The following is a 22,604-nucleotide window of genomic DNA, read 5'->3' on the forward strand; positions in this document are numbered from 1 at the left end:
AAAGAGTTAGTAATTTATTTCTTGGAGGATAGCTGTGGCATGCTTAGCAATGGCTATATCGACTTGGTTGGAGGTTCTCTGGGAGCATCAGATTTGATCTATTAAAATTGGTTTGACTAGTCACCTATCATTTGACAATGATAATGGTTATCGTTTACGATTTTGGCTTGTATAGGGATTTGCAGCTGCAAAGAATTAGCATGCTATTGGAATTGGGAGGATTAACAGTGAATTGGGAAGAATACATCCAGATATGGGACACTTCATGGATTCAACTGGTGGATATTCGCCAACATGTGATACGTAGACAGAGTAAGCAGCAACATATACTCCCAGCTAGTTGTTTTATATTTGTCGTGCGAGGGCAAGGTGCGATCTGGTTGGATGGTAATCGGCATTCATTAGAACGATTCTTTGTCTTACATGCGGGAAAAGGAAGTAGCATCAAGTTCGAGGTTGGACATGAGGATGTCACTTACTATTACATTTTATATAGAGGTACTATTTCTACTAAAGCTAGTAAAACAATATTGAAATCCTATCATATAAATAACCCTTTTCATCTGCAATACGCATGTAAACCTATTTCTCCGGTTGTTTTATATCGTCATGCGGAATCGATGTATGAGGAATGGAATCGCAGACCGGCTATGGAACGGTTCCAAGCGAAAATCCATTTCTATCAGTTCGTATATACACTTGTACAGCAGTTACAGCTTCAAGGAGTTGCCCCCAAAGAAATAGATTTAGTGGAACAGATCATTCAATACATTCACAAACATTATTATGAACCTATCTCACTTGAATCTATGGCAGAAGTTTGGAATTATAGCATTCAATATTTATCGAGGCAGTTCAAACGCCGGACAGGGAGAAGTCCCATTGAATATGTAATTCAGACGAGGATGGCTAAAGCGAAGGAATTACTGATTCAAACCGATGCCACCGTACAGGAAATTGCTGTAAACGTAGGTTATAGTGATGTCTTTTATTTTACCCGTCTGTTTAAGAAGCAGGTTGGGACGACGCCAGTTCAATACAAAAATAAGGTGAAGACAGGTTTGATCGTTTCAGATAGTCCATGGCAAGAGTTCTTATCCTCCATGGGCAAATATTCTTCTGCTTGTTATATTGATGATGATAATCATTATCAATTAAAACTTGAAGGGGATAAACAGATGTTAAAGGGGATCGAAACGAAAAAAGGATTAATGTTAATGCTTGTGCTTACACTGTTACTTGCAGCTTGCGGAAATGGGAACACTAGCCGTAATAGCAATGCGGGAGCAGAACCAACACAAAGTAAACCTTCCAATCAGGCCATTGAAAAAACAGGTTTGCGGAAAATAGCAACGGTCATGGGGGATGTTAATGTTCCAGCCAATCCCCAACGTGTTGTAGTTGATTGGGATTTGGGGCCAGTCTTGGCCGTTGGGGTAACACCGGTTGGAGCATCAAATACCCAACTGGAGTATTCTCAGTTTCTCAAACCTTTCTTAGATGAGACGGTACAAGATATAGGGGCAGAAGGAAGTATTTCTTTTGAGAAAGTATTAGAGCTAGCGCCAGACGTCATCATAACGTGGAATAAAGATGCTTATAGTAACTATTCAAAGATCGCACCGACCGTATTATTTGATACAAGTAAATACGCAACGATTCAAGAAGAGATTACAGCTATGGGAGAAATCCTTGATCGAGAAGAAGAGGCTAAACAGTTTGTGGCAGATTTCGAAAAACGTAAAATAGCTGCCCGCGAAAAAATTAATAATGTAATTGCAAAAGATGCAACTATTTCTATCGTAGATTATATCACGGTAGAGAAATTTTTAATGGTCATTGGTAATCAGGGTGAGAGAGGCGGCAGAGCTACTTACGATATTTTAGGTCTGAATCCCGCTCCAAAAGTTCAAAGTGAAATCATTGATAAGGAAATGAGCCGTGTTGAAGTTTCTTGGGAAACGGTAAATGATTATGTAGGTGACTACGTTATTGTCCTTACCGTAAAGGACAAAGAACCGCCTAAGTTGCCAGCAACCTGGAAGATGTTGGATGCGGTCAAAAACAATCGAATTATTGAGATTGATATGGAAAAATATTTTGCTGCAGATTCATACTCCTCCTTGTTACAAGCTGAAGATATTGCCGACAAATTATCGAAGCTGGCTTCATCAAAATAACCTTATTGGATTGAACCTACCTGAAGCCATCTAAATATAAAGACGAAGCCTATTATGGCTTCGTCTTTTGTAGTTTTGCATACCTTTTTCATCCTAGAAAATAAGGACCCTTTTACAAATGAACTATTGCACCGAAAGTACAGTCTCCAGCTCAGGAATATATTCCTTGACCATATTGTTGTCTTCCCACAGTCCTTTAGTCCCAGCTGGGGCTTGACCTTCGGAAACGACTAAGTACGGTTTGATGGTTACGGTACTCGGTATAGTCTTGAAGGGTTCAAAACGAACATTATAAGATTCGCTTAAGGGGTGAGCACCGATGGGCTTCAGTTGAACGCCACGTTCATCCACAATGTCAAATTGAAGAGCGATGACGCCCCCGTTAGCCCCCTTATATTTCGAAGGGATAGAAGCGAGCATTTCTTCTACGCTCTGGCCCGGTTTGGTTTTGTACTCAATGGATACCTGCGTTGTGATTGGGGTGATTTCTACCTTACTGATCTGCAAGTTAATGTTATCGTGATGCTTGGTCTCCTCTGAAGTTAGTACGGTAACGGGCGTTGATTTTGTAACAGGCAGAACGAATTCGAACGGGACATCGTAACCCTTTAACGTTACATTTACAGTCAAGTCAAACTGATCAGGGAACTGGACCGTCTGTGTTGTTGTACTCGGCTCATAATAAGTGTTCAAAACCTGAACCATTATGCTGGAAGCAGCCTCACCATCCATGTGTTCGTAACTCCAGAGCAGAGGTTGGCCTTTATAGAGAACCTCAAACGTATCCACCGCCCCTTTATTGGCATCTGAAGGCGGCGAATTGGGCTCCGAAGCCAGACGGTTTCCAGGAGTGGTTATATTCATAAGAATTCGGGTTCCGTCAAATAACAACGTTGGAATATTCATAGTCACATCGCCATGGGTCACGCTTTGGTTTACGTTTGTGATGAAATCCTCGGCTTGTTGAACACCGGGATCTAAGTTCTTTTCACCCCATAATGAATAGATTTGTCCCAGAACCGGAATTTGCTTGAGTGCATCAGCCATTGCGGGCGATACAAAGCCGGAAGACAGGACTGTAACTCCAAGGATTGCAGCGGCTGCAGTGGAAACCCACCATTTATTAAAAGTTTTGGATACATCTATCTTTCTCTGAACGGGGGAAATGGAATTATCGGTTTCCCTGATGATTTGGTAAGTCTCATTCAGCTTGGAGCGGGCAATATCCGATAACTGATCGGGAAGTAGGCTTTGGCAGTTCTTTAATTGTTCTTCTAACTTAGTATTTACCATGTCGCAACTCCATTTCTTGATTGAATTGAGATGAATGCTTTAGCTTTTTGCGGGCGCGATGCAGCCGGGTCTTCACGGCTACCGTAGAAATTTCGAGAATTTCGGAAATTTGACGGATCGACATGTCCTGTAAGTAATGAAGGTGAATGACAATCCGTAGATTCTCCTCAAGATGTTGAACGGCGTCCCATAATTCGATTTTCTCATAATCCTTGGAAATGGAAGGGACTTCGGGAAGCTCTCCATAAGGGAGGGCTCTTGCGTTGTTTTTGATCATTTTGTTGCATTCATTAATCAGGATCCGGAAGATCCACGTTTTGAAAAAAGCGGGCTCTCTGAGTGTATGGATGGACTTAAAGGCTTTAAGCATCGTCTCTTGCAGGGCATCTGCACAATCTTCGTCTTTGTTGACGATGGACCTTGCAGTTCTATATAAAGGTAACTCTATCTCCTGCATCAACTGCACGAATGCTTCTGGGTCCCCAGCTTTGGCTTTGACGACAATAGGATTAATATGCAAAAATTTTTACCTGCTTTCTTGACTAAAAGTCTTAGGATGTTCGTAACGTTACTTAAATATTAGATCGGATAGGTAGCTAGAAGGTTACAACGAAAGAAAACCTAAGATATCCGAAGACTGCACCGCTTGGGCAAAATCAGGACACACGGGATTCTCCAAGCATTCTGGGTTCACAAAATAATGTAGTATCTGGTGGGGCAGTTTTGCTTACTAAAAGCAAAAGCCCCCTCCGCCGTTTTGGCGGAAAGGGCCAGTCGTCCATGTTATTTGGTATTTTTATAAATGTTAGGTTTGTTTATTCAACAATTATCTTTAAATTTTCTATTTCTCTCTTATAAAATTCAATGGTCTTACCCTCTGTGACTTTCCAGTCCCTTTCTAGCAGCTCAATTATTTCGTGATGCTTTTCAATAGACTTATCATATTCCCCTTTTATTATATATATATGAGAAATGGCTTCAAATGCATCTGTATACTTTGGACTTTGCTGTAGTTCGTAACCTTTGGAATAGTATTCTATGGCTTCGTCGTACCTGCAAAGTTTAGCCATACAGTCTCCTCTGGAGGACCATGCAAGCCAATCCTCAGGATACAAATCAGTCATTTGCTCCCAGAGAGCCAGCGCCTGAGAAAGGTTACCCTCTTCCTTGCATATCAGCCCTCCATATTTTTGATATAAATGACCAGGATGGATTTGGTTCAATTGTTCCAGAATTTCTTTTGCTTCAATACATCTGCCGTCTGCGATTAAGTAGTTCATAAGCCAAACATAAGCCTGCCAGTAATCCGGGTGATTCGGCACGAAATTCTTATAATACGCAATGAGTTTATGGTGATTTGAAAAGTTCCAATCAAAAATGATTCCATTCTCCGCATCTCGCAAGGCATTATGATTACTTTTGCTGTCCGGAGCTAATAGCAGCGCATCCTTGGCATAATGGGAAGCCAATTCACGGTGCTCATCTGAACGATGAATGTGTAACTGAGCTAGCAAGGTGAGGGATGGGGATTTTTTTTGCGCATCATTTAGTTTTCCTTTTAAAAATTGTTCAGCATAGTTAAAATCGTCTTCGGATATAAAATGTTCAGTACTAATCATATTTCCAATTCGTTCTAAATGGGTATCATCGGTTAATGCAAATAATTCATCAATTGTAACACCAAAAATCACGGATAAATCAGGAAGAATCTGAATATCAGGCATGGTTACATTGTTTTCCCACTTAGATACTGCTTGGGATGACAGATTCAGTTTTGCTGCTAGTTCTTCCTGAGTTAGTCCTTTTTGTAATCGTAGTGTTTTGATTTTTTTTCCTATCTCAATATTCATTTGGATAACCTCCAATTCGTATCATTTCGACTAGTCAATTGAATTATAACTTTTTGTATAAAATATCCACAATGACCGCTTGGTTAAGCGAATTAACCTATCAGGTTAACTTGGTAGGACGTTGGTTCAATTTATAAGAAGGGCGATTTGAGATCTATCGACAATTCTCCTCTGAGGGTTGGAGGCGAGGGGATGTAAAAAATTTACTTGTGATCTCGATTTTCTTTCTCAAGGTTGCGGAGCATATCTTGTTATGACATACTCGTCAGCAAATGGTTCACTAAGTTAAACGATTGAACGAAACGAAAGCGGTGAGAATCATTAATAAACAGCAACAAGTCGAAGTCATCAAAGACGATTTCAAGATGTGCCAGAAGGTCTTTTTAGCTATTGGTAATGAGACAAGACAATCTATTATTACTGTACTTATGGAGACTACCTGTACGAACGGGTTACGCGTAGGTGAGATTACTGAAAAAACGCATCTATCACGACCTGCTGTCTCCCATCATCTAAGAATCTTAAGAGAAGCCGGAATTATAATGGTGAGGGAAGAAGGCTCTAAAAATTATTATTTTATGGACGTTAGAACAAAATTAGGAGTGTTAAAAAATCTTATAAACCATCTCGATGAATTTATGGAACAATATTATTAGAATTGGAGGTTTCTTAATGAAAGCGATGATCATTGAAAAATACGGGAAAAGTCCTCTTCTAATGGCAGACATTCCAACACCTTCAGTAGGTGATTATGATGTGTTGGCAGAAATCCATGCGGCGAGTATTAATCCTATCGATTTCAAGGTGCGGGATGGCAAAACTCGTATGTTGTTGAAATACGATATGCCGCTTGTGTTAGGAAATGATTTTTCAGGTATAGTCACCAAAGTAGGAAATAAAGTAACAAAATTCAAAATAGGCGATGCAATATACGGACGGCCAAGAAAAAATAGAATTGGAACCTTCGCAGAATATATATCCATACATGAGGACGACATAGCCTTAAAGCCTCAAAATCTTTCCTTTGAGGAAGCGGCGTCAATCCCATTAGTCGGGCTTACATCCTATCAAGCATTACATGATATATTACAGCTATCGGCAGGGCAAAAGGTATTGATTCAAGCTGGTTCGGGCGGCGTTGGGACCTTTGCTATCCAGCTTGCTAAAGCGATGGGAGTTAATGTGGCTACAACTACTAGCGATGCTGGAGCTAATCTGGTCAAATCTCTTGGGGCCGATCAAATAATCAATTATAAAACAGAACAATTTGATAAGGTCTTACAAAATTATGATGGAGTATTCGATACGATTGGCGGAGAGACATTAGAAAAGGCTTTTAAAATAGTCAAACCGGGCGGACAAATTGTATCGGTATCTGGGCTGCCCAATGCACGCTTCGGAGTTGAATATGGGTCTGGTTTTATAAAAACGAGTCTTTTTCGATTGGTTACCCGTAAGCTAACAAAATTAGAAAAGCAATATAATGCCAAATACAGCTTCTTGTTCATGAAACCAAGCGGGAGACAATTGGAGATCATTTCGGAGCTTATAGAAGCAGGGAAAATAAAGCCTGTAATTGATCAAATATTCTCTTTCGAAGAAGCTCAGAAGGCGATGGAGTATTCTGAATTGGGCAGGGCAAAGGGAAAGATCGTATTAAAGATAAAGTGATAGGGAATTTAACCCCACTCGTAGAATATAACTACTTGTGCCAAGAAAGGAGAATTTCGATGTGTTTTCACTGTTATAGGAAGATAAGAATCCGTCACCTCTCCGAAACCAACGTGTTAAAGTAAGATACTACACAAATCATATGGGGTGTACCGGATGAAGATAAATAATAATTATTTGAAGGAACAATTAAAACATGTTTACTGGCTTAATGGGGGGCCTTGTGCTGGGAAGACTACCATGACCAAGAAATTTGTAGAGGAGCTAGGCTTTCAAACATTGGGGGATGATGTCTTGAAATACAGACCATTCACTAGTCCTGTTGAATACCCTGCCCTTCAGTTTCCTAATCCTGATTTGGATTGGAATAAGTGGTTCAATAAACCCGTAGATGAGCACTGCGAGTGGCTATTTCAAATCGTCGAAGAGATGATGGACTTCTTTATCATTGATTTGTTAACAATGCCTAATGATAAACCAATTATAATAGATTTAGGAATAATGCCTGAACGTATACTACCGTTTATTCCAGAAGAGAGAATGATTTGTTTTTATACGTCCGATGAAGAGATAAAGAGATTATATTACTTTAGAGAAGATCATAAGATGATTTTAGATTGTATTAACGCCTACACGATAAATCCAGAAGAAACGATTAAACACGGTAACAAATCTATGGTTAAGTTCTCCAATGAGATTAAGACTGCTTGTAATAAAATGGGGATCAAAACCGTTGAAAGAATACCAAGTATGAGCGTGGAAGAACAATTTAGGTTAGTTAGAGAACATTTTGGATTGTAGAGATGACGAAAAGGCAGATCTATTACAAAGACCCCTTCCTTGTTTAGGAGGGGGTTGTCTTTATATATTGGTGTAAATTTTAATATAAGTGCAACCCATCCTAAGAATTCTCTACTATATAGATAAGAGTGTTTAAAAGGAGAAAAACGAATGGAAGACCAAGGAATAATCCACCTATACTTACAGCGTTCACAGCAAGCCATTTTAGAGACTAAAAATAAATATGGGGCTTACTGCAGAGTCATTGCAAGAAACATTATTTCAAATTTCTCGGATGTTGAAGAGTGTGAGAACGATACATACTTAGCGGCATGGAATGCGATACCGCCTAATCTGCCTAGGAATTTTTCGGTATTTTTAGGGAGGATCATCCGTAATATTGCGCTTGATAAGTATGGTTATAACACAGCGAAAAAGCGTAATCGTGAGTTTGAAGTCATTCTAACGGAACTAGAAGAATGTCTAGCTTCGCCTGATACTGTAGAAACAGAGTATGAAGAAGGTGAGATCGCAAACTTAATAAATCAATTTTTATATGGCATAGATGAGCAAGCGAGAAACATATTTATTGGAAGGTACTGGTATTCCTATTCAATAGATGAGCTTTCTATGAGATTTAATATGAGTAGTAGTAAAGTGAAATCTATATTATTTAGGACAAGAAATAAACTTCGAGTTCATCTAGACAAAGAGGGGGTTAACCTATGAAAAAAGAAGATTTATTTAAGGAGATCGGACTCATTGATGAAAACTTAATTGAAGCGGCTGGGCACAATGGAACAGAGAAAAGGAAAAAAGGAATTTCTAAAAAGTGGGTTATTTTGGTTGCCTGTCTTGTCCTATATAGTTCAACCGCTTCAGCTTTATTAGCAACAGAATATTATAAAAATCAAAATTCAGAGCCTTACATACGTTATTTAAATGCTGAAGACATGGAGTTAGAGCCTGCTACTCAATATGATGCGGAAAAATTTCTACATGCTTTAAAAAGTGATAATAATGAATATGTATATATTGCTATTAATAGGCTGGTAGAAAGCTTTAATGATCCCACGTTGAGAGTAAAAGCGTTAAAACAACTTCAGCCATTTATAAAAAATGAGAATCAAAAAATCGCTGATGCGGCTGCTTTTGCCGTAGATATTTTGTCGAAAAGTTATCGGAGCCCTTATATTGTTAAGCTAGCAGACGGAAGTATGATATTTACGTTGTTTAATAATTATTCGGATTATGGAAGTCAAAATGTCATTTGGAGAATAAAAGACAATGTGCTTAAAGAGTATTTAAGTTTTTCTGCACCATCTATGTATATTACAAAAATTATCCCTTCTCCAAATCATAAGTTAATTGCGATCGTAACATGCTCTAATAAAAGTAATTTCGTTCAAATTAGCAATATTGAAGAGGGAATGACAAGTCCAGAGTTAATAGAATCTGCAAGAGTCAAATATGGTGCACAAAAAGAACTAGATACATGGATTCGCAACGATCATGAGAATTATAGCTATGCTGATAACCTGGTGTGGAAAGACAATGATACATTAGTATTTGAAGGTTCTCTTGCCTACCAGAATACTGAGATTATTGAGAATGTTACTGTGAAATATCAGTTTAGTAAAAAGATAATAGAAGTAAAAGAGAAGGGGTTGTGACCATCGGATAAACGTACTTTTTTTTCTTGTCCACATTTATACCTTACCAAAACGATGGAATTGCATTTAATGAATAATATCGATAATAAGGGAGGTTTTGAGGATGGGAAATAGAAAAGCTGGCGGTTATGACCCCGTACAGATCTTTAACTCCACATCGTTTAATGCATTTGGAAAAGTTGAATATGCATCCATCTTATGTAGTGATGACAATTATAATGTTCAGCGTGACGAGACTTGGAAAGCTTCTAGCCGTGGAGTCTGTTTGGTGACTAGAATCACTGCAACGGTTAGAACGCCGAGTGGAAATATTCAAGCGGAACCTTATACGTCTTCCGGCACTTCTTACAGCCAGTTTGCCATTATACAGGTAGGGGTAAATAAGTTCCAAGTGACGCGTGTTGTAAGTAACAAAAGACGTAAGTAAAATTGCAAGCGGGGTATTATCAAGGATAGGCACCAAACATGAAAAGACGACAAGCCAAAGATAAGAGGCTGGTCGTCTTTTTTTTCGTTCTAATGTTTCTTATACCATAATATTCTGCGATGCATTGAGGAATCTTTCAAGAGCCGGAATGGGCGTAAGTCCGGTTGATAATTGCCTTCAATGATCCAAATCCGGCAGTTCCTGTCGATGCCTATATCGAACCCGACTTGTCTAAGCTTTGGGTAACGCTCTCCCAGTCGTGTAGCTGCCAATAATGCGATCTGTTCCGCTTTGACAAGCAAGCTCCGATCTCCGATTCGGGCTAATTTGAGTGCCTCAAGGACTGGAATGGTGCGGCTAGCCACATTTGTGACTAGATATCCTTGCGCCGCAACTTTCGCGTATGAGCCTGTCACGATCCAAGTGGATGAAGAGCTCTTTTGTCGCTGAACCATTATCCGAATGTCGAATGGCTTGTGTTGAATTTGGGCAAGCTGCAGACGCCTTTGGACAATATATCCACGACCTCTGTCTTTTTTACGGAACAATTTAAGTAACTTATCGCTGTCTGTCATGGTGAAGACTTTCTTTTCGTTATGAATACGATAGGCGTTTGCACCGTTTCGTTTAATGAACAGGATATCCCTTCCGTAACTCCCGTTGCGGGGTTTCAATACGACGCTTTGATAGTGAAGCAGCATATTCGTTAATGCGTTCTTCTTAAGCAACTGTGTCTCTGGCAGCCGTCCGGCGAGAGAGGAACCTTTGCGAAGGATGCGATATTGCAACCATTTGTCTCTTTTGATTAACATTAGAATCACAGCCTTTTTCAATCTTCTACGGTAATTCTAAGTCAAATTAGGAATCAGTATAAGTGGATATTCGTCCATATTTATGAGCCGAAGCAGGTGAAAAAGGCTTTTAGGCGGCTAAATTTCATTACTGTTCAGCTTCGGCTGGGCGCGGATTATTTATTGGCATTCGCCCAAACACTCTTTCCGCGAATGCATATGATGATTGTGCCTACTCATTGAAAGGAGCGATCATATATGGGATTTTTTCCAACGCCGGGAAGCGGCCAATTCCCAGGGTTTCCGGGTGGACCAGGAGGACCAGGAGGACCAGGAGGACCGGGTGGACCAGGTGGATTTCCTGGGACTCCGGGACCTCCAGGAGCTGCACCGGGAGGCGTTCAAGCGCCGACGGCACCTCCACCGCAATTCGTACCGCAAATGTCGGCCACCGCATTTGCCATCGACCCCGGTGCGATCAGAGGCTGTCTGTTTCGCAACACATACATTTGGCTGAACAACGGCGAGCAATTCTGGTTCTTCCCGGTATTCGTCGGGCGTAATTCTGTTGCAGGGTTCAGATGGTTCGGTCTCTTCTGGGGGTACTTCGGTATTGATTTGAATCGGATTCGCTCGTTCACCTGCTTCTAAAGCAGACAGCGAAAGAGAACAGCCCGGGGGCTGTTCTCTTTGGGGGTCTTTTATGGATTTATATCCTGGTATTTGTCGATATACAGACTCCCGTCCAATTGGAGCTCTGCGTAAAATACTTGATCTAAAGAATGAATGTTGGCTTTCTTTAATTGTTGGTTGAGCCAGACAACGGAGACATCTATTTTATTAAGATTCTTTTCTACGATTTTACCATCGATGATAAGCTCAGTTGGGATATTGTGAATAGGTGCAACGTTTACTTTTATATCTTTTTTTGTTGCAGGCAGCAGTTCTTCTTTTATCAACACGCTAAGTTTACCGTCAGGTTCCAGAATTGCAAATTCGACTTCTTCGGGTGAAAAGACATCCTTATTCCGAAGTAACATGCTTAAATCGTCGATGTTGAGGTGCTGCTTAGCTAATGCCTCTTCCAGAATCTTGCCTTCTTTGACGAGAATCGTAGGTTGGCCGTCGAGAATCTCACGTGCTTTGACAGAGCGCAGTCCAATCAATGCAACGCTGAACGCCAAGAGCGACCATAAGACCAAGCTAGATATTCCTTGCAGCAGCGTGATTTGTCTGTTGACGATAATTTCCGCAGTGGTGGAGCCGAAGGTGATCCCTGTTACATAATTGAAAAACGTTAGATGTCCGACTTGTTTTTTACCGAGAAGACGCGTCAAAACGAGTAGAGCAACGAAAGACGTTGCCGTACGAAATAGAATTTCTCCATATGTCATATGCTGAGCCCCTTCTTGCATAACAGATAGTCTTAAAGTGACCCCCATTTTCCTCGCTTATACTTGTTAAGTGAAAGGAATCGAATGAACATGAACGGCTGGACGAACGTTTAGATAGGACATGCCGTTGTGTTTTTAGTTAGAAACTGACAAAAAAGTATCCTGACTTTATAATTGTTTTATATATCCAAGTAGTGTCGCTGATCAGGAGGACGGAATGCAATTTCAACCAATGTATTATGACGGGGAATTATTTCTACCGAAGATTGAATTAAATATGATATTGAACCAATCGGTTGCTATTATAACGGACTTGAAGCGAAAGCAGCTTTTAATGAATCAATTAGTGGACCAATCTCAATATTATTTATTTCGGGCTGGGCAAAGCGAGTATATGCGTTTAACGGTGGAAGAGCTAATTACTTTTCTTATCCAAGTAACGGAGAGGAATGAGCGTGCCGCTTTGTTAATGGATTATTTTGTTCTAAAAGAAGAACGGAAGGTGAGGATCAAGGATCTAAGCTCATCTAAAAGGATGTATGTGACCTTGCTACGTGTTTTTTTTGCGCATCAGCCTACGCTTATACTGGAGGAACCTTATTTTTACTTGGAAGAGCAGGATCGTCGTCAATTCAAACGGATTCTGGATGATCTTTCGCAAGAAAAGCAGATATTAATTTTAACTTCGAATTTAGAGGATGCCCTTATTTCCTGTGATACCATTTATCGGTTGAACGAGTCCGGATTTCATCCATTGGATATTCGGGACTTCGAAGAGGATAAGCAGGAATTACAGAAACAAGACGAGACCAATATAACCTTGCAGAAGATCTCAACCAAAAGAAATGACAAAGTAATTTTATTTAATCCGCCTGAAATCGATTTTATAGAAAGTGTAGAGGGTTCGATCCTTGTTCATGTGGATGGGGAAAATTATGACTGTGCTTTGACGTTGACCGAACTCGAGCAAAGATTGTTAAATTTCGGTTTTTTTAGGTGTCATCGGTCCTACATCGTTAATCTGCAAAAAGTAAGAGAGATTATTACATGGACGAAGAATAGCTACAGCTTGCGGTTAAATACAGGTAAAGATGCTGTGGTTCCGTTATCCCGTTCAAAATTGTCTGAATTAAAAGCACTTCTGAACATTTAATTTCCTGGGTAATGTCGAACCAATAAAGCACTTTGTGGTACTATTCAGGCGATAATAGCTACATTTCGGCGGGTTTTGATGGCTGGAAGCATGCAATCTTTATATGCTTAAGGCATCAACGCTAAGGAAGTGGTGTTAATGGATGTTATCCAAGTAGAACGTGTCCGTAAGAGATTTGGAAATAAAGATGCGTTGGCAGATGTGTCTTTTTCAATTCCGAAAGGGGAAATTTTTGGCTTCCTCGGTCCGAGCGGTTCAGGAAAAACGACATTAATCAAGATTTTAACTGCGCAGTTAAATCCGACAAGTGGACAGGCAAGTGTATTTAACCAGCCAGCGGAGATGATGCAGCAGTCTGCACAGAAGATGCGCTTCGGCATTTTGACGGATAACAGTGGTCTATATGAAAGATTATCGATTGAGGAAAATTTGGAGCTGTATCGTAAGTTATATGATCTTCCCAGATCTGCGGTCGATAAGGTGCTGCAGTTTGTAAACTTAAGCGGAGAGCGCAAAAAGAAAGTCAATCTCTTATCGAAAGGGATGCGTCAGCGTGTCATGTTGGCCTGCGCGATTATCCATGAGCCCGAATTATTATTTCTAGATGAACCTACTTCGGCTTTAGATCCGGTAAACTCAGCACATATTTATAAAGGCTTACGCTACTTAAATGACAAAGGGACAACGATTTTTTTAACTACGCATGACATGGCTGAGGCAGAATTGATATGCAACCGCGTAGCGATTCTGTATCAGGGGCAAATCCAAACCATCGGTGCACCGAAGGATCTTAAACGACAGCACCGGGAGAACGTAGTTTGTGTTGAATTAATCAATGGGGAAGCTTACGAGCTCCCGATCGATGAGGGAACGGCTGATCAAATCGCGGATTGGATGAGACGAGGGTTAATTGACCGGTTAGAAACGAAAGAGCCAAGTCTAGGTGATATTTTTATTAAAATGACAGGAAGTGAGTTACTATGAGTATCTCATTAAAACGTGTCCAGGCGATATTTGTGAAGGATTACAAAGAGTTTTCTCGCAATTATGCGATCTCCATTATGTTGATTTTTCCAATTATCATTGCACTTCTTTTTCGACGTGTAGACCCGTCTGTGCCTGGAGTTTTCGCTATAGTTCTTAATCTTTCGTTTGTGGTAGTAGCCTGCTTTGCACAAGCATGCTTGATTGCGGAAGAAAAGGAGCATAACACTTTAAGATCATTAATGATGACTCCGGCCACGACCATGGATGTTTTAATCGGTAAAAGTACTTTAGTCTTTGTAATGTCTGCTGTTGTTCTGGCTATTGTTACGTACATAATTGGTTATGAGCCAGCTAGTATATGGGCGTTTGTGTCAGCATTGATTCTTTCGATTATTTTATACACAGCACTCGGAACGATATGTGGTTTATTCTCCAAGACGGTGCTTGAAGCATCCTTAGCTATACTTCCTGTGATGTTCGTATTCACTGGGGCACCATGGGGAACGTTACTAGTGGATGATTTTCCTATCTTCAAAGTGCTGGAGTACGTACCAAGCACTCAACTTGTGTATTTCTTAGAAATAAGCAATATAAGCTTTACGACGGGAGATTTATTAAAACCCCTCCTCATTACCTTGGCATGGACAGTTGTGCTAACAGTAGTGTCTGTCATTTTGTATCAGCGACGGTTGAAGGACGAGTAATGGTGCTCTTAAGGGACTTTAGCCAGCCTTCGATGGGTCTTTGGTAGGGTCGAAACAAGCGGCCGACTGAGACTATATGACGATTATTCTCTAATTGAGGCTGTGATGTTGTCATGACGGGGCCTGCTGGGTAATAAAGATGATTAGAACTTTCAAATTTGGCTGAATTTGGATTGGGAGCCGAGGAAAGGGAGGGAAAGATCATGGCGGCACAGACAGTATCAGGCATCAGCTCTGTACAGACCATTGCGGCCTACGGCGGTACACAGAGTGATGTCAGTTCCCTGGAGAAACAGCGGAACCGGCTGATGATGGAACTGGATAAAGTGAATGCGGCACAAGGAAGTGAGATGCAGACTCCTTATCGCCGGGAGCAGCTGCAGCGGCAAATCCGGCTGCTGGAGTCCCAACTCGTACAGAAAAGCGGGAGTAGCGCCCCCGTAAATTTTGTACCGGCTTCTCCGCTTCAAGATCACCTCCCCCTCTCGCGGATTGAGTGGAAGGGAGGCCTCAAGGGCATCGGTCTGACCGATCCCCGGACGGCGACGGTGAACTCGGAGGGCCATTTCGACGCGTTAATTTAGGCAAGAGAGAGAAGGTGCGAAAAGCGTCCGGTGATGAACCGGCTTTTCGCACCTCTTTTTTGAATGCGCGGTGAACCGTATCTTAAGTAGCGGCAAGTTTCTCCTAGGTACCCAGCAAAACTGTGCATGAGATGTCGGATGGATGCCGACGATACTTGCTATATTGTTAGTGAAGGGAGGTCATTCGAATGGATTTGCTTGCAAATCTGAACGGGGCTCTACAATACATTGAAGAGAATCTTGCTGATGATATAGACCTGAAGGAAGCGGCGAGGTTGGCTTGTTGTTCCGAATATCATTTTTCTAGAATGTTCTCATTTCTTGCAGGCATCACGCTATCAGAATACATCCGTCGGAGACGCCTGACATCTGCGGCATTTGAGCTTCAAGCTGGAGAATTAAGAGTTATGGATGTGGCGGTGAAATATGGATATAGCTCAGCAGACGCATTTTCTAGAGCTTTCCAAGGCTTGCACGGTATTCCGCCCTCTTCGGTAAAGTTGCATGGCCCTTCATTAAAAGCCTATCCGCGCTTGACCTTTCAATTAACGATTCAAGGGGGAAGTGCAATGAACTATCGTATCATTGAAAAAGAGTCATTCTGTATCGTAGGCATTACGAGAAGGGTACCTATCCAATTTAATGGCGTAAATCCGGAAATCGCATCTATGTGGAAAAGCTTAACTAGCGATGACATCGACCAGCTCAAAAAGCTCTCGAATGTCGAACCTCAGGGACTGATTCAAGCATCGATGAATTTTTCTGAGGGGAGAATGGAAGAAAAGGGGGAACTTGACCATTATGTTGGCGTTGCTACAACCAAGGAATGCCCCGAAAATTTAACGAAACTAGATGTTCCTGCAGCAACATGGGCTGTATTCGAAGCCGTTGGACCATTTCCCGATACATTGCAAAATGTCTGGGGACGCATCTATTCTGAATGGTTCCCTACCGCTAATTATGAGTTGGCAAGAGGCCCGGAGATTTTATGGAATGAGATTAAGGATATATCTTCACCCACCTTCAGAAGTGAGATTTGGATACCGGTTTTGAAAAAATAATAAACGGTGATTACTATTGTACTTCTGATTTGTCAGGCCATCCCATAGAAGGATGGCCTTTTTTTGTTGTGGGGGATGGTTTGTAAAGTTGAGATTGACCCTTATTTTTACATATGAGAGAATAATGGAAATTTGAAAATGAAAGGAAAATAATGTATGAGCAATCTTTTCCGATTCATTCCTATTAGTCAACTAGCAGATAAATTTCCGGAAGGATCTTGGTGGGCGAAGTTTTACCAGGATTTCAGTGACGAGCAGCTAGCCGCTTATTATGAAGGGGATTTGACGCTGCCTTCTCTTAATCTGGATTGGGAGCAGGCTTTCCCGCAACAAAAAGAGGTAATCATCATTTTTATCGATGGGAATTTTACTGTAGACAATCTCTATAATAAAGAAACAGATGGTGCCATAGGGCTTATGGTAACCGGTAATTTGAATGCGAAAAATATAGCTGTAGGCGGTCAGGAAATCTATGTTTCGGGCAATCTGATGGTTGAGGAAATATTGTGCGGCACCTACAATCATGGGGAAACAATTGTTATAGGTGATCTTAGCGCTGCTGTTTTAGTTCAGGATGACGAGTACAGCATCAAAGTAGACGGGCAGAAATCTATTGCATGCTTAGTAAATGTATGGGAGGGAGACGGCGTATTTCAGGAGCTTCCGGTGGACATTCATGAGGTGTTGATTGATGAAGTTTTTCTGGATATGGATGAGGAGGACACGGAATTTTCCTTTTGCACGCTGGTGAATGTTATTGTAGAAGGGCGTTCCGTATTGAAAAAAGTAAATGAACCCCTCACGAGAAAGAAACCTGTTCATTTTTATTTTACCCATAACACGATCAATGAGGAAAATATATTGAAATTGACTCAGTGTATTTTAATGACGGATGACAAACCATCTTTTGATTTTCAGGAGCAAGGCGTATTTTTCAAAGTTCAACTGGAGCATATTGATGCAGACGGGGATGAGCGGGATCTCAGCGTTTATATGAAAGATCACAGGCATCACTATTATATTTGGCTGGAGCAAGATCATTCCATCGGTTTGTTGAGGAGAACCATAGATGAAGGGTCTGAGTGGGAGGATATTACAGAAGAGTCTCAGGAACAGCTAGCGGAGATTAGCGATTGCTGGACTATGTTGTTGACCTGTATTAATATGGCTGAGCTTTATTTACGAAACATTGAGGTCCAATATGTGCAAGACATTTTGCAACACGATGTGATTCAGGAATTATATTCGGAAGAAGAGGAGGATGACGGGTTCTGGGACGGCTCAAAATATTACAGCTTCCGTAATGCGCATACGGACGAGGACGGAGACTACCTGCATGCTCGGATTGAAATCAAGACTCCAGATGAAGCGTATTATTTTTATACAGTGGATCATGGAACTTATGTTTCCCGGCATTATCAGCCGCCCAATCAATATGGCAAGCAGGACATGTCTTTTTTGGACCTTAGGCGCTGGGAGGCATCAGAGCAGTATTTTACAAGATTCAAGCAATTTATTGATCAGAAGATAGAGGCTGGTGTAAATAGTTAGGCTTGATGACGTTCTAAGAGATGAGCTTTGTCGTCAAGGAGGTCACGCATCACGCATGGCAACTGATCTTCCACCGAGGAGACCAGCATGGCTGAAACAACAAAACAGGCGAGAGGGAAGCACCAATACTTCCTCCTCGCCTATTCGTGTTCATGCATTTTGTCTAGGGTTTATCCACTTTACTCCGGTGTTCCTTGGGTTAACCCATGGATATACGTGAGCGTCGGAGAATCGACGGCCCCTTGCCCCGGATTATAGGTAAAGGAGTACTCGATGGTATCGCCGTGTTGCAGGTTATTTACAGGGTAGGTATAGTTACCGTTCCCTGCTGGGGTCATGGCTACGTTTAGCTGCCCACCGTTATTTAGCTTATAGTGTAAGTCAGCAAAGGTTGCACCGTTCACATAGAACAGCAGATCGTCGCCTATTTTCTTCAGGCCCCGCACCTCATCGCCGATGATGATAACACTGGATGATGCCGGTACAACAGTGATGGTGGAGGTAGCAGTTTTATTGCCGTCGGCGGTTGTAGCTGTTACGGTTGTCGCGCCCGGTGCAAGTCCCGTTACAAGACCGTTCGGGTTCACGGAAGCGATGCTGGTACCTGATACGGTCCAAGTAACCTGCTTATTCGTTGCATTAGACGGGGCTACATTGGCGTTCAACTGTACACTCTGTCCGACTTCCACCTGTGCAGTGGTCTGATTCAGAGTTACACCGGTAACCGGCACGTTTACCGGATTCTCGCTGTTGCCTTCTTTATAGACACGAACATAATCGACTTGCATTGTAGCTGGAATATCCGACGGATCTGGGGTATGACCACTGTCGAAGTGTCCGCCGATCGCCAGATTCATAATAATGTAGAAGGGCTGATCGAATGGAGCGTTCGGATTGTTCGGTGCAGCAACGGAATACCATTGATCTCTGCTCACTTTAAAGAAGAATTTTCCGTCCACATACCATTTCATATTATCTTCTTCCCAGACCATGGAGTACACATGATAATCATTGGCGAAGGTCTGACCTTCAGGGAAGTGATATTCACCCGCAATATATCTGTTCACAGGCCATTGTCCGCCAAAGTGAATGGCGCCGCTGGTCGTGCCGGGCAAGCGTCCTTTGGCTTCCATAATATCAATTTCCCCGGATGCGGCCCATGCACCATAGGCTGAATCTTTCGGAAGCATCCAGAGTGCTGGCCAGACGCCATTACCTGTAGGCAGCTTAGCACGAATATCTACTCTGCCGTACTGAAAGGACAAATGATCTTTGGTGTTTATCTTGCCGGAGGAGTATTGGGCATACCGGCTTGGGTCCTGTGGGAAGGATTTTGAATCGTTCAAAGCTTTGATATTCAGCTTTCCGTCCTGTACAAATACATTTTGTGCACTGTCTGTATAGTGCTGCAGCTCCGCATTACCCCAGCCCCAGCTATTCGGATCGTCAGTAATATAATAGCCTTGTTCGTAGCTCCATTTGCTCGTATCAAGCGCTGTTCCGTTAAATTCATCCTGCCAAATGAGATTCATGCCTTCTATGACCGGGTCGTTTGGCGTTCCGATGGCAATGTCATCATGATCGGATACATCCGGACGTGGAGCATCTGGATTACCGATAAAGGTATAGTTGACGTAATTGTTGCCGACACTTCCGCCGGCCTGTCCATTTAATGGATAGCCGATACGGATCTGTACATCTTCTTGTACGGGCTGGAACCAAAGTCCATAGATATAGTCAGCCCAATATCCCCACTGGTTGGCATCGGACATGTTGTTGTAGCCATTGCCGGCGTATACAAATCCGCTCAGACTGGAATCACTCATAGCAACCCATTGTCCGTTGATGTTAATTTGGTACACGTAATTTCCGAGCTCAGTGCCTATTGGAGCGCCTCCATCAATTTTGGGCAGCGGTACACCTATGACGCCTTTTGCATCTGCGGTAAAGGTCGTTCCCTCATAGGGAGTAAGGACATATGAATTTCTTACAGGTTTATTAAAGGTGAGGGTATAGACGACGTTAGCTGAAGAGGTCTTCGATTCTAACTTGACGTTGATAGACTCCGTTACGGTAAACCAGTAGCCGCCACCTCCTTCGGTGAATTGCCCGAAGTTGTTATCATAGATCCAGCCGCTGGCTGCATTATTGTCAATATCAATCCATGTACTGCTGCTTACAGGTTTTACATATACCTTCAGATCTTCAGCAACGGCTTCATAGGTAACGGCCGGATCATTGTTGAAGGTAGGATAAGTAAAGCCTGCACTGCCTGTAAAACCTGCCGTAATCTGCGGACCCTGTGTAGGTGCCATAGCAGTGATGTTCGTTTTGTTAATGTTTTGAAATACCAGGGTGTAATTCAGTGTAACCCCATTAGCCTTGGAGAACAGTTGAATCTCCGTTGTTGCGGAGAGAGTAAACCAATAGCCATTCTTGCCGCTATCACTCCAGTGCCCCCAGTTTTGGTTATAGATATAGCCGCCTGCACTGTCAATATCCACCCAGTTGCCATCCACTTTCACATTTACACCTACGTCATCGGAAACATCATTCCAGGTGGCAGAGTCTCCATTGAATATAGGCATGACAAAACCGTAGCTAGCTTGTCCAACCCCTGATTTTGAGATGACAGGTCCGTCTGCCGCCGAAAAGTAAGCCATAGAGGTAACTGTGGTTCCTGCTGCCTGAACCTTCAATGTCGGCAATAGGCCTACACCAGCCAAGAGCACTACCGCTAAGAACCAACTAAATATCTTCCGCTTAAAACCACTTTCCGTATTGTAAAGTCGTTTCATACTTGCCCTCCTTTAATAAGATGGTATTGAACGAAACCGCTTTCATTTAGGGACGTCTTTATTGTATCGAATATAATAATCAGCTAAAAGGTACAATTATTTTTGTTATAACCCAATTTTTTGGCTTTTGATTATTTATAGCGCTGTGTCATGGTACTTTTCCTCACTGTCATGCTTCCGCCGCATCATTTGCCGGTATTCAGTGGGTTGCATGTCCATGACATCCCGAAATGATCGTGTAAAACTTTTGTAGCTTTCATATCCTACCATGGTGGCTACCTCAACGATTTTATGATCGGTTTCAGCCAGCAGCCGCCGGGCTTTATCCAGGCGCACATCGCGCAAGTATTCTGCGAAGCCTTTGCCGATATTTTTTTTGAACAGGTTGGAAAAATAGGCATAATTAAGCGACACGTGGTTGGATACCATCGCGAGATCCAGGGGTTTATGATAGCTTTCGTGTATAAAGCGTATGGCTTCATTCAAATCTTGCGAGTTGCGATAGCTGCACTTATATTCATAATAAAATTGGTTCAGCCGAAGCAGCTGTTGTTGCAGCGCCTGAATATAATCACGAATACCCGGATAATCGAATAGATTACGCAAACATTCGATGTCCAGCGCTTCTTCCCCCATGTACGGGCGGATCACACGCACAGATTCCTCCAGCATCTGCACAATGGCACGGCATAGCTGCTGTGTGTATTGGATGTGATAGCGTTGCAGCGTATCTTTGTGAAATATCATAGAAATGCCTTGGGTGATTGTACCGCTGTTTTTGGTGCCGATTAACTGGAACAGGGCATATAACTCCTCATAGGGAAGCTCCCACTGCTGCTCCTGTCGCTCAATATGTGTTGGCAGGATACAGCTCTTCTCTGGAAACAGATAACTGTGGCGATAGAGCTCTAGCGCTTGTGTATAGCTGCGGGGCAACTCCTTTAAGCCTTGCTGCGGGCTGGTCATGGCAGTGATTGCATCTATCTGCCCTGCTTTGAGGGCGGCCGGGAAGGCTCCCGTATCTACGGTGGCATCAACCGCGAGGATCAGGTACGGGCGGTGTTGCAGGCATATACACCCTTGTCTACCATATACACGGTAGGCAAGGGATTCCATGCTGTGGCTACTGTCGGCCCCCGGTTGGTTAATCCATAATTCTTCCCGCAGCAGACACAGGCGGTAATTACTCCATAACTCTGGATTCTGCTGTTGGGTCTGGAGAACCCACGCTTCATCAATCATTGCACCCTGCATGAACATACTCATTTCTTTGCGGTCTGTTTCCCGGGCGCGGCGGGAAATATGCTCCATATTACGCGAGAGCGTCTGCCGTGTTTTTATCTCATTCGCTACATGTTCTACCGCGGTTTGCAAATCTTCACGTTTCACAGGTTTGAGCAGGTAGCCCTTTGCCCCAAGTTCGATCGCTTTTTGAGCATAGGCAAAATCGCTGTAGCCGCTAATAATCAGGTAATCTACCTCGATGTGCTCCTGTTTGCTCTGCGCCATCAGCGTCAATCCATCCATATCGGGCATTCGGATATCGGTAATCACCAGTTGGATGTTATGCTGACTCAATATATCCAAGGCCTCAATTCCGTTTACGGCACAGTAAATGTTGTCCAGCTGCAACGGGAATTGGCGCAGCATGGCCTGCAGCCCATCACGAATGTGCTTTTGGTCGTCCACAATTAGAATATTGATCAT

The 22,604-nt window shown here is 42.4% G+C and carries 21 protein-coding genes; 14 read left to right on the plus strand and 7 right to left on the minus strand.

The genetic code is table 11. The features are described 5' to 3' along the window. Positions 1–227 precede the first annotated feature (227 nt). Complete coding sequence (locus MKX60_RS09325) at positions 228–2,180, plus strand: AraC family transcriptional regulator (RefSeq protein WP_341059590.1); 1,953 nt, start codon at positions 228–230, stop codon at positions 2,178–2,180. A 123-nt stretch (positions 2,181–2,303) separates the two neighbouring features. Here MKX60_RS09325 and MKX60_RS09330 read toward each other — a convergent pair whose 3' ends face one another. From MKX60_RS09330 to MKX60_RS09340, 3 genes are all read right to left on the minus strand, one after another. Beyond that, the gene (locus MKX60_RS09330) at positions 2,304–3,473 is read right to left on the minus strand and encodes a DUF4179 domain-containing protein (RefSeq protein ID WP_341059591.1); all 1,170 of its coding nucleotides are present in this window, start codon (positions 3,471–3,473) and stop codon (positions 2,304–2,306) included. Then, positions 3,460–3,993, minus strand: a complete 534-nt coding sequence (locus MKX60_RS09335; protein ID WP_076286001.1) for an RNA polymerase sigma factor — start codon at positions 3,991–3,993, stop codon at positions 3,460–3,462. Before MKX60_RS09335 ends, MKX60_RS09330 begins: the two co-directional genes overlap by 14 nt. A 295-nt stretch (positions 3,994–4,288) precedes the next feature. Then, positions 4,289–5,323, minus strand: a complete 1,035-nt coding sequence (locus MKX60_RS09340) for a helix-turn-helix domain-containing protein (protein WP_341059592.1) — start codon at positions 5,321–5,323, stop codon at positions 4,289–4,291. 365 nt (positions 5,324–5,688) lie between these two features. On the opposite strand from MKX60_RS09340, the gene MKX60_RS09345 reads away from it, so the two are divergent. The 6 genes from MKX60_RS09345 (at position 5,689) to MKX60_RS09370 (ending at position 9,874) form a co-directional block, all read left to right on the plus strand. After that, on the plus strand, positions 5,689–5,979 hold the full coding sequence (locus MKX60_RS09345) for an ArsR/SmtB family transcription factor (protein WP_042194449.1): 291 nt from the start codon (positions 5,689–5,691) through the stop codon (positions 5,977–5,979). A 16-nt stretch (positions 5,980–5,995) separates the two neighbouring features. Then, positions 5,996–6,994 (plus strand): NADP-dependent oxidoreductase, encoded by a 999-nt coding sequence (locus MKX60_RS09350; protein ID WP_341059594.1) that lies wholly within the window; start codon positions 5,996–5,998, stop codon positions 6,992–6,994. Between the two features lie 156 nt (positions 6,995–7,150). After that, entirely contained in the window at positions 7,151–7,795 is a 645-nt protein-coding gene (locus tag MKX60_RS09355; RefSeq protein WP_341059595.1) for a hypothetical protein, read from the plus strand. 150 nt (positions 7,796–7,945) lie between these two features. Beyond that, on the plus strand, positions 7,946–8,503 hold the full coding sequence (locus MKX60_RS09360; protein WP_076286005.1) for an RNA polymerase sigma factor: 558 nt from the start codon (positions 7,946–7,948) through the stop codon (positions 8,501–8,503). Then, positions 8,500–9,447, plus strand: a complete 948-nt coding sequence (locus MKX60_RS09365) for a hypothetical protein (RefSeq protein ID WP_341059596.1) — start codon at positions 8,500–8,502, stop codon at positions 9,445–9,447. Before MKX60_RS09360 ends, MKX60_RS09365 begins: the two co-directional genes overlap by 4 nt. A gap of 103 nt (positions 9,448–9,550) precedes the next feature. After that, complete coding sequence (locus tag MKX60_RS09370; RefSeq protein ID WP_076300430.1) at positions 9,551–9,874, plus strand: hypothetical protein; 324 nt, start codon at positions 9,551–9,553, stop codon at positions 9,872–9,874. Between the two features lie 89 nt (positions 9,875–9,963). Here the strand turns inward: MKX60_RS09370 and MKX60_RS09375 are convergent, their stop codons facing one another. Then, positions 9,964–10,686 (minus strand): YheC/YheD family protein, encoded by a 723-nt coding sequence (locus MKX60_RS09375; RefSeq protein WP_076300431.1) that lies wholly within the window; start codon positions 10,684–10,686, stop codon positions 9,964–9,966. A gap of 237 nt (positions 10,687–10,923) precedes the next feature. Here MKX60_RS09375 and MKX60_RS09380 point away from each other — a divergent pair, with 237 nt between their 5' ends. Continuing rightward, positions 10,924–11,316, plus strand: a complete 393-nt coding sequence (locus tag MKX60_RS09380) for a hypothetical protein (RefSeq protein WP_042130783.1) — start codon at positions 10,924–10,926, stop codon at positions 11,314–11,316. Between the two features lie 50 nt (positions 11,317–11,366). On the opposite strand, the gene MKX60_RS09385 is transcribed toward MKX60_RS09380, so the two are convergent. Continuing rightward, complete coding sequence (locus MKX60_RS09385; protein ID WP_076300432.1) at positions 11,367–12,059, minus strand: YetF domain-containing protein; 693 nt, start codon at positions 12,057–12,059, stop codon at positions 11,367–11,369. Positions 12,060–12,276: 217 nt separating this feature from the next. On the opposite strand from MKX60_RS09385, the gene MKX60_RS09390 reads away from it, so the two are divergent. The 6 genes from MKX60_RS09390 (at position 12,277) to MKX60_RS09415 (ending at position 18,099) form a co-directional block, all read left to right on the plus strand. Then, positions 12,277–13,212: a LytTR family transcriptional regulator DNA-binding domain-containing protein gene (locus tag MKX60_RS09390; RefSeq protein ID WP_341059598.1), complete on the plus strand. Its 936-nt coding sequence runs from the start codon at positions 12,277–12,279 to the stop codon at positions 13,210–13,212. A gap of 138 nt (positions 13,213–13,350) precedes the next feature. Next, positions 13,351–14,196, plus strand: coding sequence for an ABC transporter ATP-binding protein (locus tag MKX60_RS09395; RefSeq protein WP_076300434.1), 846 nt, complete (start codon positions 13,351–13,353; stop codon positions 14,194–14,196). Continuing rightward, on the plus strand, positions 14,193–14,903 hold the full coding sequence (locus MKX60_RS09400; protein WP_076286011.1) for an ABC transporter permease: 711 nt from the start codon (positions 14,193–14,195) through the stop codon (positions 14,901–14,903). The genes MKX60_RS09395 and MKX60_RS09400 overlap by 4 nt, the downstream gene beginning before the upstream one ends. 203 nt (positions 14,904–15,106) lie before the next feature. Next, positions 15,107–15,487 carry a FlxA-like family protein gene (locus MKX60_RS09405; RefSeq protein ID WP_076286012.1) on the plus strand — a complete coding sequence of 127 codons (381 nt, stop codon included), beginning with the start codon at positions 15,107–15,109 and terminating at the stop codon, positions 15,485–15,487. 188 nt (positions 15,488–15,675) lie between these two features. After that, a complete protein-coding gene (locus MKX60_RS09410) occupies positions 15,676–16,548 on the plus strand; it encodes an AraC family transcriptional regulator (protein WP_341059599.1) in 873 nt (290 codons plus the stop codon). A gap of 156 nt (positions 16,549–16,704) precedes the next feature. Continuing rightward, positions 16,705–18,099 (plus strand): hypothetical protein, encoded by a 1,395-nt coding sequence (locus tag MKX60_RS09415; protein WP_341059600.1) that lies wholly within the window; start codon positions 16,705–16,707, stop codon positions 18,097–18,099. A 179-nt stretch (positions 18,100–18,278) separates the two neighbouring features. On the opposite strand, the gene MKX60_RS09420 is transcribed toward MKX60_RS09415, so the two are convergent. Next, the gene (locus MKX60_RS09420) at positions 18,279–20,897 is read right to left on the minus strand and encodes a family 16 glycosylhydrolase (protein WP_341059601.1); all 2,619 of its coding nucleotides are present in this window, start codon (positions 20,895–20,897) and stop codon (positions 18,279–18,281) included. Positions 20,898–21,032: 135 nt separating this feature from the next. Then, positions 21,033–22,604: a response regulator transcription factor gene (locus MKX60_RS09425; protein WP_341059602.1), complete on the minus strand. Its 1,572-nt coding sequence runs from the start codon at positions 22,602–22,604 to the stop codon at positions 21,033–21,035.

It is taken from the genome of Paenibacillus sp. FSL R5-0914, assembly GCF_038004525.1.
Classification (GTDB): domain Bacteria; phylum Bacillota; class Bacilli; order Paenibacillales; family Paenibacillaceae; genus Paenibacillus_AQ.

Coding starts and splice junctions, on each gene's coding strand:
- MKX60_RS09330 (WP_341059591.1), bottom strand. CDS start 3,473: ATGGTAAATACTAAGTTAGAAGAACAATTAAAGAACTGCCAAAGCCTA.
- MKX60_RS09340 (WP_341059592.1), bottom strand. CDS start 5,323: ATGAATATTGAGATAGGAAAAAAAATCAAAACACTACGATTACAAAAA.
- MKX60_RS09345 (WP_042194449.1), top strand. CDS start 5,689: ATGTGCCAGAAGGTCTTTTTAGCTATTGGTAATGAGACAAGACAATCT.
- MKX60_RS09350 (WP_341059594.1), top strand. CDS start 5,996: ATGAAAGCGATGATCATTGAAAAATACGGGAAAAGTCCTCTTCTAATG.
- MKX60_RS09355 (WP_341059595.1), top strand. CDS start 7,151: ATGAAGATAAATAATAATTATTTGAAGGAACAATTAAAACATGTTTAC.
- MKX60_RS09360 (WP_076286005.1), top strand. CDS start 7,946: ATGGAAGACCAAGGAATAATCCACCTATACTTACAGCGTTCACAGCAA.
- MKX60_RS09365 (WP_341059596.1), top strand. CDS start 8,500: ATGAAAAAAGAAGATTTATTTAAGGAGATCGGACTCATTGATGAAAAC.
- MKX60_RS09370 (WP_076300430.1), top strand. CDS start 9,551: ATGGGAAATAGAAAAGCTGGCGGTTATGACCCCGTACAGATCTTTAAC.
- MKX60_RS09375 (WP_076300431.1), bottom strand. CDS start 10,686: ATGTTAATCAAAAGAGACAAATGGTTGCAATATCGCATCCTTCGCAAA.
- MKX60_RS09380 (WP_042130783.1), top strand. CDS start 10,924: ATGGGATTTTTTCCAACGCCGGGAAGCGGCCAATTCCCAGGGTTTCCG.
- MKX60_RS09385 (WP_076300432.1), bottom strand. CDS start 12,059: ATGACATATGGAGAAATTCTATTTCGTACGGCAACGTCTTTCGTTGCT.
- MKX60_RS09390 (WP_341059598.1), top strand. CDS start 12,277: ATGCAATTTCAACCAATGTATTATGACGGGGAATTATTTCTACCGAAG.
- MKX60_RS09395 (WP_076300434.1), top strand. CDS start 13,351: ATGGATGTTATCCAAGTAGAACGTGTCCGTAAGAGATTTGGAAATAAA.
- MKX60_RS09400 (WP_076286011.1), top strand. CDS start 14,193: ATGAGTATCTCATTAAAACGTGTCCAGGCGATATTTGTGAAGGATTAC.
- MKX60_RS09405 (WP_076286012.1), top strand. CDS start 15,107: ATGGCGGCACAGACAGTATCAGGCATCAGCTCTGTACAGACCATTGCG.
- MKX60_RS09410 (WP_341059599.1), top strand. CDS start 15,676: ATGGATTTGCTTGCAAATCTGAACGGGGCTCTACAATACATTGAAGAG.
- MKX60_RS09415 (WP_341059600.1), top strand. CDS start 16,705: ATGAGCAATCTTTTCCGATTCATTCCTATTAGTCAACTAGCAGATAAA.
- MKX60_RS09420 (WP_341059601.1), bottom strand. CDS start 20,897: ATGAAACGACTTTACAATACGGAAAGTGGTTTTAAGCGGAAGATATTT.
- MKX60_RS09425 (WP_341059602.1), bottom strand. CDS start 22,604: ATGATCAATATTCTAATTGTGGACGACCAAAAGCACATTCGTGATGGG.